The sequence below is a fragment of the Cupriavidus phytorum genome (assembly GCF_003254285.1).
GTDB lineage: Bacteria > Pseudomonadota > Gammaproteobacteria > Burkholderiales > Burkholderiaceae > Cupriavidus > Cupriavidus phytorum.
Genome location: NZ_QKZN01000004.1, coordinates 141,119 through 154,409 on the forward strand (window position 1 = coordinate 141,119; position 13,291 = coordinate 154,409).

The window sequence follows — 13,291 nt, forward strand, 5'->3', positions numbered from 1 at the left end:
ATACCAGCCGCCGCGCCGCCGGGCCCGAATCCCCACGCCTGCGGGCTTCAAGTCTTTCCGGGAACCCATGCATATTCATATCCTTGGCATCTGCGGCACCTTCATGGGCGGCCTGGCGGTGCTGGCCAAGCAAGCCGGCCACCGCGTCACCGGCTGCGATGCCAACGTCTACCCGCCGATGAGCACCCAGCTCGAAGCCCAGGGGATCGAACTGATCGAGGGCTTCGACCCCGCCCAGCTGTCGCTGGAGCCGGACCTGTTCGTGATCGGCAACGTGGTCTCGCGCGGCAATCCGCTGATGGAGGCCATCCTCGACCGCAACCTGCCTTATGTGTCGGGTCCGCAATGGCTGGGCGAGCACGTGCTGGCGCGCAAGTGGGTACTGGCGGTAGCCGGCACGCACGGCAAGACCACCACCACCTCGATGCTGGCCTGGATCCTGGAAGACGCCGGCTACAACCCGGGCTTCCTGGTGGGTGGGGTGCCGCAGAACTTCGGCATCTCGGCGCGCGTGACCGAATCGGACTTCTTCGTGATCGAGGCCGACGAGTACGACACGGCGTTTTTCGACAAGCGCAGCAAGTTCGTCCACTATCGCCCGCGCACCGCCATCCTGAACAACCTGGAATACGATCACGCCGACATCTTCCCGGATCTGGCCGCGATCGAGACCCAGTTCCATCACCTGGTGCGCACCGTACCCGGCCAGGGCCGGATCGTCGTCAATGGCGTGGAAGAGAGCCTGGCCCGGGTGCTGGAGCGCGGCTGCTGGAGCGAAGTGGAGCAATTCGGCGTCGGCGACTGGCGCGAGAGCGACGCTGCCGGCGCCGAGGCGGCGCCGGACAAGGAGGCGTTCGATGTCTGGTTCGGCGACGCCGTTGTCGGCACCGTGGTGTGGGACCTGCAGGGCACCCACAACCGCATGAACGCGCTCGCCGCGATCGCCGCCGCGCGCCATGTCGGGGTGCCGGCCGCGCAGGCGATCGCGTCGCTGTCGCGCTTCGCCAACGTCAAGCGCCGCATGGAAGTGCGCGGCGTGGCCGGCGGCGTCACGGTCTACGACGATTTCGCCCACCATCCCACCGCGATCCAGACCACGCTGGACGGGCTGCGCCGCCGCGTCGGCAATGCCCGCATCCTGGCGGTGCTGGAGCCGCGTTCCAACACCATGAAGCTGGGCGTGATGAAGGCGCAGCTGCCGGCCAGCCTGGAGCAGGCCGACCTGGTGTTCGGCTACGGCGCTCCCGCCGGCAAGGACGCGCTGGGCTGGGACCTGGCCGAAGCACTGGCGCCGCTGGGCGCCACGGCGACCGCGTTCCAGGACCTGGGCACGCTGGTGCAGGCGGTGCGCGCCGCGGCGCGGCCGGGCGACCATGTGCTGGTGATGAGCAACGGCGGCTTCGGCGGCGTGCACCAGAAGCTGCTGGACGCGCTGGCCCAGGGCACGGCCGGCTGACCGGACTTGCCATGCTGCTGTATCTGCACGGATTCCGCTCTTCGCCCCAGTCGTTCAAGGCCCAGCTGGTGCAGGCGCGCATGCGCGAGTGGGGCGTTGGGCGTTACTACGCCTGTCCCATGCTCAATGTCTCGCCGGCGCTGGCCGTGGCCCAGGCCGAGGCGGCGATCCGCGCTGCGCGGGCGGGCGGCGACCAGGAAATCGCCATCGTCGGCTCGTCGCTGGGTGGCTTCTATGCGCGCTGGCTGGGCGAGCAGCACGGCTGCAAGACCGTCTTGCTCAATCCCGCCATCCACCCCTGGACCGACCTCGAAAGCTACCTGGGCGAACAGCCGCTGTGGCACGGCGGCGGTTCGGTTACGGTCGAGCGCCGCCACCTGCAGGAACTGCTGGACCTGCGTGTCGACACCATCACCCGGCCCGAGCGCTACTACCTGATCGCCGCCACCGGTGACGAGGTGCTGGATTACCGCGAAATGGTGCAGGCCTGCCCCGGCGCGACCATCCGCGTGATCGAGGGCAGCGACCACGGCATCAGCGAATTTGCCGACTACGTCGACGATGTGCTCGCCTTCTGCGGCTATGGCCCGGGCGGCAAGGTGCCCGCCGGCGCCGGCGCGGCATGAGCGCGCAGTCGGTGCGCCGCGGCGGCTGGAGCCCGCACCTGGCCTTCGATGCGGCCATCTCGCCCAACCTGCGGCGCTGGGTTACCGGCGATGACGGCTCGCTGACGGCGCGGCTGGTGGCCGCCTCCACGCGCTTTCGCGTGACGCGGCTGCTGCAGGCGCCGCAGCGCCCGCTCGCCGACGAATGGCAGGCACTGGGCCAGGCTGACCGCACTCCCGCGCTGACGCGCGAGGTGCTGCTGATCTGCGACGAGATCCCCGCCGTGTTCGCCCATACCGTGGTGCGGCTGCGCCATGCGCGCCGCGACTGGCCGTTCCTGCGCGGGCTGGGCGAACGCCCGCTGGGCGGGCGCCTGTTCGTCGATCCGGCAGTGCGGCGCGAGCCGTTCCAGTTTGCGCGGCTGCTGCCGCACCACCCGCTGCGCCAGGCCCTGCACCGCGTGCTGCCGGACATGGCGGCCGTGCCCATGCTGACCGCGCGGCGCTCGGTGTTCCGGCGCGGCGGCGGCGTCATGCTCGTGACAGAAGTGTTCCTGCCAGACCTGCTGTCGCGGCCATCCCCGGGGACCGAGGCGGTACCGCATCCCAAATATATGCGGACGACAGACCGAAGCCCTGTTTCGACACACACTACCGAAACCAAGAAAGAGACCACGAGATGAAACTGCAGGGTCGGGTTGCCATCATCACCGGTGCCGCCGCCGGCATCGGCTTTGCCACGGCGCAGCGCTTTGCCGAAGACGGCGCCATCGTCGTGCTGTGCGACGTACAGGAAGCGCGCGTGCGCGAGGCCGCCGCCAGGCTGGCGGCCACCGGCGCCACCGTATCGGCCTACCGCGTCGACGTGACGCGCCGCGACGAGGTCGACGCCATGGTCGCCGCCGTGCTGGCCGCGCACGAGCGCGTCGATATCCTGGTCAACAACGCCGGCATCACCAAGGACGCGCGCCTGGCGAAGATGACCGAGGCCCAGTTCGATGCCGTCATCGACGTCAACCTGAAGGGCGTATTCAACTGTGCGCAGGCGGTGGCCGGGCTGATGACCGAGCAGGGCAAGGGCGTGATCCTGAACGCCTCGAGCGTGGTCGGCCTGTACGGCAATTTCGGCCAGACCAACTACGCCGCCAGCAAGTTCGGCGTGATCGGCTTCACCAAGACCTGGGCGCGCGAGCTGGGCCCCAAGGGCGTGCGCGTGAACGCGGTGTGCCCGGGCTTCGTCAACACCGAGATCCTGCAGACCGTGCCGGACAAGGTGCTGGACGGCATGAAGTCGTCGTGCTGGCTGCGCCGGCTGGCCGAGCCGGCCGAGATCGCCAGCATCTACGCCTTCCTGGCCAGCGACGACGCCAGCTCCGTCAACGGCGTGGCGATCGAGGCCAGCGGCGGCATGTCGCTCTGAGTCCCCGGGCGGGCGGCCGGACCGGGGTGCGGTATCATGCCAGGTCTCAGGCCGGGTCCTTGCCAGTCACCGGCAGGCCGCCGACAGGCCGCAGACCGGCCGCAGACAGGCCCTTGCCCCGCACCCGTTCCCGTTCGCACGCGTTGATGTCCGGGTGCGCGCGGTGGGCACCCGCGGTGGCATTATTTCTCCCACAGGATCCGCTCCAGCGCTGGCCACAAGGCCGCACGGCGCGGTTCCGCGCATAGTTGAAAGTACCGATCGATGCAGTTGCTGTTCGAAGAAGGCGGCGAGATCCGCGCCGGCACCGTGCTGAACCAGCAGGGCGAGGCCTACCAGGTGGAGCTGCCGGCCGGCAAGCGCACCAAGGTCAAGTCGCGCGACGTGCTGCTGCAGTTCGCGCAGCCGTCGGCGCCCGAGCTGGTGCGCCAGACCGGCGACATGGTGGCCGAGATCGACCTGGACTTCCTGTGGGAGTGTGCACCCGAGGCCGAGTTCGGCTTCGCCGAGCTGGCCGCCGAATACTACGGCGCCGAGCCCGGCGCGGTGCAGCAGGCGGCGCTGGCGATGGCGCTGCACGGCAACCCGGTGTACTTCCGCCGCAAGGGTCGCGGCCGCTACCAGCGCGCGCCCGAGGACCAGCTCAAGGCCGCGCTGGCGGCGCTCGAGCGCAAGCGCCAGCAGGCGCTGGTGCAGGCCGAATATGAAGACCAGCTGAAGGCGCTGACGCTGCCGGAATCGTTCCGCAACAAGGTGCTGCAGCTGCTGTTCAAGCCGGACAAGAACAGCCTGGAATACAAGGCCATGGACGCCGCCTGCAGCGCGCTCGGCATGTCGCCGATGCGGCTGATGGTGGCCGCCGGCGGCGTCGCCAGCGCGCGCGCGCTGCACGAGGCCAAATTCCTCGCCGAGTGCTTCCCCAAGGGCACCGGCTTTCCCGATACCGACGTGCCCGAGCCGCCGGCCGACCTGCCGCTGGCCGAGGTCGAGGCGTTCTCGATCGACGACGTCACCACCACCGAGATCGACGACGCGCTGTCGGTGACGCAGCTGCCCGACGGCAAGCTGCGCGTCGGCATCCATATCGCCGCGCCGGCACTGGGCATCCGCCGTGGCGAGCCGCTCGACGCGATCGCGCGCCAGCGGCTGTCGACGGTCTATTTCCCCGGCGACAAGATCACCATGCTGCCGGACCCGGTGGTCGAGCGCTACACGCTGCAGGAGGGCAGGGTGTGCCCGGCGCTGTCGCTGTACGTGACGGTGGACCCGTCGGTGTGGCTGATCACCGGCAGCGAGACCCGCGCCGAGATGGTGCCGATCGCCGCCAACCTGCGCCACAACCTGCTCGACGATGTCATCACCGAAGCCTCGCTCGCCCAGGGCACCGGCGACTACGCGTTCCGCGAGGAGCTGACCCGGCTGTGGCACTTTGCCGGCTACCTGTACGACGAGCGCCAGCGGGCGCGCCTGGCCAGCGGCCTGCGCCCGGAGACGCACAACCGCGCCGACTTCAACTTCTACCTGGACGACCAGGCCGACGGCAGCCAGCGCGTGCGCATCGAGCAGCGCAAGCGCGGCTCGCCGCTCGACAAGATCGTGGCCGAGATGATGATCCTGGCCAACAGCACCTGGGGCAAGCTGCTGGCGGACCATGGCGTGCCCGGCATCTACCGCACGCAGAAGGCCTGGGGCATGCACCGCACGCGCATGCAGACCTACCCGGCACCCCATGAAGGGCTGGGCGTGGCGCAGTACGCGTGGAGCACCTCGCCGCTGCGCCGCTATGTCGACCTGGTCAACCAGTGGCAGATCCTGGCGGTGGCCCAGCACGGCGTGACCGCCAAGCTGGTGGCACCATTCAAGCCCAAGGACGCCGACCTGCTGGCCGCGGTGGCCGACTTCGAAGGCACCTACGCCGCCTATGCCGACCACCAGTCGACCATGGAGCGCTACTGGTGCCTGCGCTGGCTCAAGCAGGAAAACCGCGAGCGCATGGTGGCCTCGGTGCTGAAGGAAGGGGCGGTGCGCTTCACCGAGATCCCGCTGGTCACGCGCGTGCCCGAGCTGGTGCAGGCGCAGCGCGGCACCCAGGTGCTGCTGGAGATCGGCGAGACCGACGAGATCACGCTGGAGGTCTCGTGCCGGGTGCTCGAGATCTTCGCCGGTGAAGGCGAAGTCCCCGAAGAAGAGCTCGAAAGCGACGAGGAAGCCGCTGAAATGTCCGCCGAAGCCGCAGCCGATGCAGCGGCCGATGCAGCGGCCGAGGAAGCCGCCGAGCATGCCGCGGGCGTGCCGGATCAGGAGCCGGCCGAAGCCGATGGCGACGCCGGCGGCGAGGCGTCGGGCGAGCGCGACACCGGCACCCCGGCGGCCGGCTGAAGCCTTCGGAAATCCGCAGGGCTCCCATACAATGCGGGTCGGGTCTAGTCCGGGCCCGCACTGCCAGCCGGCACCGGCCGGTGCCGCCGCGGTTGTCTCCCGAGCCCTCATCCATCCATCGTGAACGCCACTCTTGCCGCTTCCCGCCCCTGGTGGCATGCCAGGTGGCAAAACAGCAGTATGCTGGCCCGGGCGCTGGCCATTTCCGTCGCCGTGCACGCGCTGCTGCTGATGGTGCGGGTGGCCGCGCCGGAAGTTTTCGAGATCAAGCGCAGCGACGCCGCGCTGGACGTGGTGCTGGTCAATGCCAAGTCGGCGCAGAAGCCGCGCAACCCGACCGCTTTGGCGCAGGCCAATCTCGACGGCGGCGGCGACCATGACCTGCAGCGCGCCACCACGCCGCTGCCGGCGCAGACCCTGACGCAGGAGGGCGACCTGGTGCGCCAGGTGCAGCGCCGGGTCGAGCAGCTGGAACAGGAGCAGCAGCGCCTGCTGACCCAGGCGCGCGAGGCCGCGCCGGCGGTGCGCAACCAGCCGCTCAAGCCGGGCGAGAAGCGCCAGGACACGCCGCAGCGCGGCCAGGACGAGCGCACCTCGGCCGACGAGATGGCCAGGCTGGAAGCCGAGATCGGCCGCAACCTGGAGCACTACGCCAAGCGGCCCAAGCGCTTCCAGCTGACCGCCACCAGCGCGCAGGCGGTCGACTACGCGCAGTACTACGACCGGCTGCGCCGCAAGATCGAGGCGCGCGGCACCACGGATTTCCCGCAACGCAACGGCAAGCCGCTCTATGGCCAGTTGATCCTGGTGATCAACGTCAACCGGCAGGGCAAGCTGGGCTATAACCGCGATGGCTACAACATCGATGCCATCGACGTGGTCAAGAGCTCGGGCGATCCCGCGCTGGACCGCCAGGCGGTGGCGATCGTGCGCGCGGCCGCGCCGTTTGGCGCCTTTACCGCGGAGATGTCGGCGCGCCAGGACATCCTCGAAGTCATATCCACTTTCAAGTTTTCGCGCAGCGGGCTGGAAACCCGCCTGCAGGCACGCTGATGACATCCACTGACTCTTCCCAAGCCAGCGCCGACCGCTATGTGGTGATCGGCAACCCGGTCGCGCACAGCCGCTCGCCGGCGATCCACGCCGCCTTCGCGCGCCAGACCGGCGAGGCCGTGCAATATGACCGCCTGGAGGCGCCGCTGGACGGGTTTGCCGACACCGTGCGCCAGTTCTTTGCCGACGGTGGCTACGGCTGCAACGTGACCGTGCCGTTCAAGCTGGAGGCCTATGACCTGGCCGACCGCCTGACCGAGCGCGCCGAGGCCGCCGGCGCGGTCAATACGCTGTGGATCGAAGAGGGCTTGATCCATGGTGACAATACCGACGGCATCGGCCTGGTGCGCGATATCCAGGACAACCTCGACACGCTGATCGAGGGCAAGCGCGTGCTGCTGCTGGGCGCCGGCGGCGCGGCGATGGGCGCGATGCTGCCGCTGATCGAATGCCGGCCGTCGCGCATCGTGGTGGCCAACCGCACCGCGTCGCGCGCCAGCGACATGCTCGAAGAGTTTGTCGAGGCGGCCGACCAGTACGGCGTCGAGCTGTGGGGCGGCGGCCTCGATGCGCTCGAGGGCCTGTCCGAGGACGAGGGCGTCGACATCGTGATCAATGCCTCGTCCAGCAGCCTGCAGGGCGAGGTGCCGCCGGTGCCCGAGTTCCTGCTGGGCCAGGGCGTGCTGGCCTACGACATGATGTACGGCGCCGAGCCCACCGTGTTCCTGCAGTTCGCCGCGCGCTGCGGCGCACGCGTCAGCGACGGCCTCGGCATGCTGGTCGAGCAGGCCGCCGAGGCCTTCTATATCTGGCGTGGCGTGCGGCCCCGCACCGCGCCCGTGCTGGCCGAGCTGCGCGCCGCGCTGCAGGCCGAACGCAAGGGCTGACCGGGCGTCGCCAGCCGTGGCCATCCGCAATCGCACGGCCAGCGCTGCCCGCAGCGCTGCTTCCGCCGGATCGGTACTGAATCCGGTGCGCTGGCTCGGCTACCTGCTGGGCTGCCTGGTTGCAGGCGTGCTGGCGATGCAGTTGTACTTCTTCGTGCAGATTGCCAGCTGGCAGTATGTCGATCCGTCGAGCACGACCTTCATGCGCGCCGAGCGCTGGCGGCTGTGCGGCTTCAACTTTTGGAGCTGCGGGCTGGAACGCGACTGGGTGCCGTATGAGCGCATCTCGCGCAACCTCAAGCGCGCGGTGATTGCCAGCGAGGATGCTGGCTTCGTCAACCATCCCGGCTACGAACTCGATGCCATGCTCGATGCCTGGGAGCGCAACAAGAAGCGCGGCCGCATCGTGCGCGGCGCATCGACCATCACGCAGCAACTGGCCAAGAACCTGTTCCTGTCATCGGAGCAGCATTACCTGCGCAAGGGCCAGGAGCTCGCCATCACGTGGATGCTCGAGTTCTGGCTCGACAAGCAGCGCATCTACGAGATCTATCTGAATTCGGTCGAGTGGGGCGAGGGCGTGTTCGGCGCGCAGGCCGCGGCGCAGCACTACTTCCGCACCAGCGCCGACAAGCTCAGCGTGGGCCAGTCAGCGCGCCTGGCGGCGGCACTGCCGGCGCCCAAGTGCTTCGACAAGAAAGAGTATTGCGCCAACGTGCGCGTGAACTTCCGCGCCAAGGCGGGCATCATCGCGCGGCGGATGGGGGCAGCGACGCTGCCCGACTGAAGCCGCCGGCCTCAGCTCAGCCAACCCTTCCTGCGGAAATACACCAGCGGGATCGCCGCCGACACCGCCATCAGCGCAATCGCCCACGGATAGCCGGCACCCCAGTCCAGTTCCGGCATGAACTTGAAGTTCATGCCGTAGATGCTGGCGATCAGCGTGGGCGGCATCAGTGCCACCGACACCACCGAGAACAGCTTGATGATCTTGTTCTGGTTGATGTTGATGAAACCGACCGTGGCGTCCATCAGGAAGTTGATCTTGTCGAACAGGAACGCGGTGTGGTTCTCGATCGAGTCGATGTCGCGCAGGATCTGGCGCGCCTCGTCCTGCTGCTCGGCCGACAGCAGCTGGCTGCGCATCAGGAACGACACCGCGCGGCGCGTGTCCATCACGTTGCGGCGGATGCGCCCGTTCAGGTCTTCCTCGCGCGCGATGGTTTCCAGCACGTCGGCCGCGGCGGCATCGGTCACGTTCTCGGCCAGCACGCGGCGGCTGGCTTCTTCCAGGCGTTCGTAGATTTCCTCGATCGAGTCGGCCGAGTATTCCGCGTCGGTCGCGTACAGGTCCATCAGCACGTCCTTGGCGTTGCGCACCGAGCCCGGGCGCATGCGCGCGCGCAGCCGCACCAGGCGGAACACCGGCAGGTCTTCGTCGTGGATGGAGAACAGCACGTCCTTGGTCAGCACGAAGGCGACGCGCACGTTGCGCGACACCTCTTCCTCGTCGAGCAGGAAGTCGGTGCGGATATGGATATTCTCGTCCTCGCCCTCGAAATAACGCGCGGACGCTTCCAGGTCGCCCAGGTCTTCCAGTTCAGGAAGGGCGACGCCATAGGCTTCCTTGATCCAGTTCAGTTCCTCGTCGTCGGGATTGACGACATCGATCCAGATCGGCTTGTGCTGCAGCAGCTCATTGCGCTCGTCGACCTGCTCCTGGGCAAGCCGGCCTTTCTGCAGGACGAACAGGTTGATCATCCCCGGGATTCCTTATTGCTGATTGCGACGAAAAACAAAGACAAGCGCGAAGACAAGCGCAGGCGGCTCGCCGCATTCCCAGGTATTGCGTCATGCCCCGTCATGGCCCCGCGGCATGCCGCAAAAGGAGCCGAAAATGGCCGGGCCACGGGCAAGCGTGATCGCGCTGTCCTGCGGCTGCGCGGGGCAGGCGGACAAGGCGATGGCGTTTGCCTGGGTTGGCTGGCTAGCCGGGAGAGGGAAGATCCGCCACGGTGGGCGCGCATGGAGGCGCCGCCGGTGGCACGGAAAGACACTCGCCCGCAGTTCTGACTGCGGGCAAGGCCGACGAAGCGCGGAGCCGGGTGCTCCGGGCGGGTCGTCGTTACGCAGCCCGCAGTGACATGGCATTCGCAGAGGTCGCAGCGTTGCTGCGCCAACTCGAACACCCGATGCTACTGCCCACGTAATTTCTCCGGGATTGTGATGGCCGCGAGTGTAGCCCAACGGAGGGTGGCTTGTTAAGTGAAATCTCCGCGACGGGCGCGCGCCGTTGCCGCCTCGCGACCCGCACGTACCGCGGGCGTCAGCCGGCCACGCCGCGCAGCCGGCGCCACAGCAGCGGCGCCAGCATCACCGAGGACAGCGCCAGGAACATCAGTACGATCGCGGCGTAGTCCTGCCAGTGCGGCTGCTCGCCCAGCATCCACATTCCGGAGAACACGCCGACCACCGGGATAAACATGATCGACAGGCTCGACACCACCGGCGGCAAGCTGCGCGCCAGCCCGAACCAGACCAGGTGGCAGAAGGCGAAGACCACCACTGCGTTGTAGGCAATCGCGGCCCATTCGATGGCGGTGGGCATGCGCCAGCCGTCTTCCAGCAGCAGCGAGCCCAGCGCCAGGAAGGGCAGCGTCACCGCCAGCATCCAGAAGGTCATGGCGCCGATCGGCACGTCGGTCTGGGTGCGCTTCATCAGCTGGGTGCCGAAGCCCCAGCCGGCCGCGGCCACCAGCATCAGCAGCGTGCCGGCCGGGCTGCCGGTCAGCGCGGCGAGCTCGCCGGACAGCAGCAGCACCGTGCCCGCCAGCGCGCAGCCGATGCCCAGCCAGGCCCACGCGCCGATGCGCTCGCGGAAGAACACCAGGCCCCAGACCACCGCCCAGATCGGCATGGTGTAGCCGAGGATCGCGGCGCGGCCCGACGACAGCATCTTGACCGCGCAGATCGCCAACAAGTGCCAGATCACCATGTTGGGCAGCGCCAGCCGCAATACCGTGCCCCATTCGCGCCGCGGCACCGCCAGCGAATCGCCGCGCAGCCGCAGCGCCAGCCCCAGCGCCACCAGCCCGCCGGCCATGCACAGCAGGCGGAAGCCCATCGCCGGGAAATGCGCCACGCCCACCTTCATGATGGGCCAGTTGATGCCCCAGGCGAGCGTCAGCACCACAAGCAGGAAGAGACCACGGCGATCGAGAGACATGACGGGACGCGGCTGTGCGGGATGCCGCGCATTGTTTTGAGACGAAGCGCAAAACGATAGCACGCAGCGGGTAAAATTGCCGAAAGCGACATATGCTGCAGGGATGAAAGGTTTTCACGCCGCTGCGGCCAACCGCGCCGGCCGAGTCCATCGGCCAGGATCGACCAGGATCGGCCTCACGATGAGACGCCGGCGCCACCAGGACATTCCGAGTACCCATGACTTTCACCGAGCAGCTTGCTGCCGCCTGGCAGCGCAACGATTCCCTCCTGTGCGTCGGGCTCGATCCTGATCCGCACAAGCTTCCCCTGTCCCTGACCGGGGCCGGCGGCGCCATCTTCTCGTTCTGCCGCGAGATCGTCGACGCCACCGCCGACCTGGTCTGCGCCTTCAAGCCGCAGATCGCCTACTTCCATTCGCAGCGCGCCGAAGACCAGCTCGAACAGCTGATCCACTATATCCACGATGCCCACCCCGGCATCCCGGTGATCCTCGACGCCAAGCGCGGCGATATCGGCTCGACCGCCGAGCACTACGCGCTGGAAGCCTTCGAGCGCTACAAGGCCGATGCGGTCACGGTCAGCCCGTACATGGGCTTCGACTCGATGCAGCCCTATCTCGCCTACCCGGGCCGCGGCGTGATCGTGCTGTGCCGCACCTCCAACCCGGGCGGTTCCGACGTGCAGTTCCTGCAGGTCGACGGCAAGCCGCTGTACCAGCTGGTGGCCGAGGCCGCGCGCGAGCGCTGGAATACCACCGGCCAGATGGGCCTGGTGGTCGGCGCGACCTTCCCCAACGAGATCGCGCGGGTGCGCCAGATCGTCGGCGACATGCCGCTGCTGATTCCCGGCATCGGCGCCCAGGGCGGCGACATCGAGGCCACGGTAAAGGCCGGGCGCACTGCCGACGGCACCGGCATGATGATCAATTCGTCGCGCGCCATCCTGTACGCCAGCCGCGAGAAAGACTTCGCCGCGGCGGCACGCAACGTCGCGCTGCAGACGCGCGAGACCATCAACCGCTACCGCCACGGCTGAGCGCCGCACGCGGCACGGAAAAAAACCGCGCCTGCTGGCGCGGTTTTTCGTTTGAGCGGCTTGCGGCCGCAGTGTCTTCAGGCCTCGTTGCGCAGCAACTCCACCAGGCCCCGCATCGCGTGCTCGGCCGCCTGGCGACGGATCTGTGCGCGGTCGCCGGGAAAGCGCTGGGTCTCGACGATGGTGGTGATGCGGTTGCTCCAGCCAAAGCACACCATGCCCACGGGCTTTTCCGGGGTGCCGCCGTTGGGGCCGGCGACGCCGGTGATCGACAGCGACACCTGCGCGCGGCTGTTCAGCAGCGCCCCTTCCGCCATCGCGCGTGCGACCTCTTCGCTGACCGCGCCGTGATCGCGGATCAGCTTGGCCGGCACCCCCAGCATGGTGGACTTGGCTTCGTTGGAATACGTGACGAAGCCGCGCTCGAACCAGCCCGACGAGCCCGACACGTCGGTAATGGCGGCGGCGACCAGGCCGCCGGTGCAGGATTCGGCGGTGGCCAGCATCAGGGATTTGTCGGCTAGGGCGACGCCGGCCTGGATGGCGAGCTGGTCGAGCAGGCGGCTGACGGACATGATGGGTGCAGGGGTTGTTTTGGAGAATCAGTTTGGCGTGCGGCGCTCAGAACGAGCGCCACAAGGCAAACACCAGCAGCGTGTAGAACGCCGCGAAGATGTCGTCGAACATCACGCCGAAGCCGCCGCGCAGGCCCGGGCCCTTCAAGCTGCGGTCATAGTGGCCGATCGGCGCCGGCTTGGCGATATCGAACAGCCGGAACCACAGGAACGCGGCGAACTGGCCCCAGAAACCGGTCGGCATGACAAAGGCCAGCACCAGCCAGAACGCCACGATCTCGTCCCAGACCATGCTGCCGTGGTCGTGCACGCCCATGTCGCGCGCGGTGCGCGCGCATGCCCACAGGCCCACGACGAAGCCGCCGCTGATGATCCACAGCCAGGTGGCGGGCTCGATCCACAGCGAAATCACCACGAACGAAAGCCAGGCGTAGAGCGTGCCGACGGTGCCGGGGCCGACCGGCGACAGGCCCGAGCCGAAGCCGAACGCGATCAGGTGCGCCGGATGCGCCAGCATGAAACGCGCGCTCGGACGCGTGACCTTGACGGTCTGGCCGGCTTCCAGGGTCAGGGCGGGGTCGCGCGGCGCGGCCCCGGGAGGGAAGGTGGACATCAAAATTGGCTCGTGTGAAGCGAATACGGCTTATGGTTAT

General features: G+C 68.3%; 13 protein-coding genes. 9 read left to right on the plus strand and 4 right to left on the minus strand.

Annotation, left to right across the window (positions count from 1 at the left end):
* Positions 1-67: 67 nt before the first annotated feature.
* The 8 genes from mpl to mtgA all read left to right on the plus strand — a co-directional run bounded on the left by mpl (position 68) and on the right by mtgA (position 8,587).
* Positions 68-1,456 carry a UDP-N-acetylmuramate:L-alanyl-gamma-D-glutamyl-meso-diaminopimelate ligase gene (mpl, locus tag C7416_RS11955; protein ID WP_111519163.1) on the plus strand — a complete coding sequence of 463 codons (1,389 nt, stop codon included), beginning with the start codon at positions 68-70 and terminating at the stop codon, positions 1,454-1,456.
* Between the two features lie 11 nt (positions 1,457-1,467).
* Positions 1,468-2,082 (plus strand): YqiA/YcfP family alpha/beta fold hydrolase, encoded by a 615-nt coding sequence (locus C7416_RS11960; RefSeq protein WP_111519164.1) that lies wholly within the window; start codon positions 1,468-1,470, stop codon positions 2,080-2,082.
* Positions 2,079-2,744 (plus strand): chorismate--pyruvate lyase family protein, encoded by a 666-nt coding sequence (locus C7416_RS11965; protein WP_111519165.1) that lies wholly within the window; start codon positions 2,079-2,081, stop codon positions 2,742-2,744. Before C7416_RS11960 ends, C7416_RS11965 begins: the two co-directional genes overlap by 4 nt.
* Complete coding sequence (gene fabG, locus C7416_RS11970; RefSeq protein ID WP_111519166.1) at positions 2,741-3,481, plus strand: 3-oxoacyl-ACP reductase FabG; 741 nt, start codon at positions 2,741-2,743, stop codon at positions 3,479-3,481. The genes C7416_RS11965 and fabG overlap by 4 nt, the downstream gene beginning before the upstream one ends.
* 264 nt (positions 3,482-3,745) lie before the next feature.
* The gene (locus C7416_RS11975) at positions 3,746-5,860 is read left to right on the plus strand and encodes a ribonuclease catalytic domain-containing protein (protein WP_111519167.1); all 2,115 of its coding nucleotides are present in this window, start codon (positions 3,746-3,748) and stop codon (positions 5,858-5,860) included.
* Positions 5,861-5,980: 120 nt separating this feature from the next.
* Positions 5,981-6,913: an energy transducer TonB gene (locus tag C7416_RS11980; RefSeq protein WP_111519168.1), complete on the plus strand. Its 933-nt coding sequence runs from the start codon at positions 5,981-5,983 to the stop codon at positions 6,911-6,913.
* Complete coding sequence (gene aroE / locus C7416_RS11985; RefSeq protein ID WP_111519169.1) at positions 6,913-7,800, plus strand: shikimate dehydrogenase; 888 nt, start codon at positions 6,913-6,915, stop codon at positions 7,798-7,800. Before C7416_RS11980 ends, aroE begins: the two co-directional genes overlap by 1 nt.
* A gap of 85 nt (positions 7,801-7,885) precedes the next feature.
* Positions 7,886-8,587 carry a monofunctional biosynthetic peptidoglycan transglycosylase gene (gene mtgA, locus C7416_RS11990; RefSeq protein ID WP_111519509.1) on the plus strand — a complete coding sequence of 234 codons (702 nt, stop codon included), beginning with the start codon at positions 7,886-7,888 and terminating at the stop codon, positions 8,585-8,587.
* A gap of 11 nt (positions 8,588-8,598) precedes the next feature.
* Here the strand turns inward: mtgA and corA are convergent, their stop codons facing one another.
* Together corA and C7416_RS12000 are read right to left on the minus strand one after the other, a co-directional pair.
* On the minus strand, positions 8,599-9,561 hold the full coding sequence (corA, locus tag C7416_RS11995; RefSeq protein ID WP_018006324.1) for a magnesium/cobalt transporter CorA: 963 nt from the start codon (positions 9,559-9,561) through the stop codon (positions 8,599-8,601).
* Between the two features lie 565 nt (positions 9,562-10,126).
* Positions 10,127-11,026 (minus strand): DMT family transporter, encoded by a 900-nt coding sequence (locus tag C7416_RS12000; protein WP_111519170.1) that lies wholly within the window; start codon positions 11,024-11,026, stop codon positions 10,127-10,129.
* Positions 11,027-11,244: 218 nt separating this feature from the next.
* On the opposite strand from C7416_RS12000, the gene pyrF reads away from it, so the two are divergent.
* Entirely contained in the window at positions 11,245-12,063 is an 819-nt protein-coding gene (gene pyrF, locus C7416_RS12005) for an orotidine-5'-phosphate decarboxylase (protein ID WP_018006326.1), read from the plus strand.
* Positions 12,064-12,140: 77 nt separating this feature from the next.
* Here pyrF and C7416_RS12010 read toward each other — a convergent pair whose 3' ends face one another.
* A complete protein-coding gene (locus tag C7416_RS12010; protein ID WP_012353857.1) occupies positions 12,141-12,638 on the minus strand; it encodes a CinA family protein in 498 nt (165 codons plus the stop codon).
* 46 nt (positions 12,639-12,684) lie between these two features.
* Positions 12,685-13,251, minus strand: a complete 567-nt coding sequence (locus C7416_RS12015; RefSeq protein ID WP_111519171.1) for a phosphatidylglycerophosphatase A family protein — start codon at positions 13,249-13,251, stop codon at positions 12,685-12,687.
* Positions 13,252-13,291 lie beyond the last annotated feature (40 nt).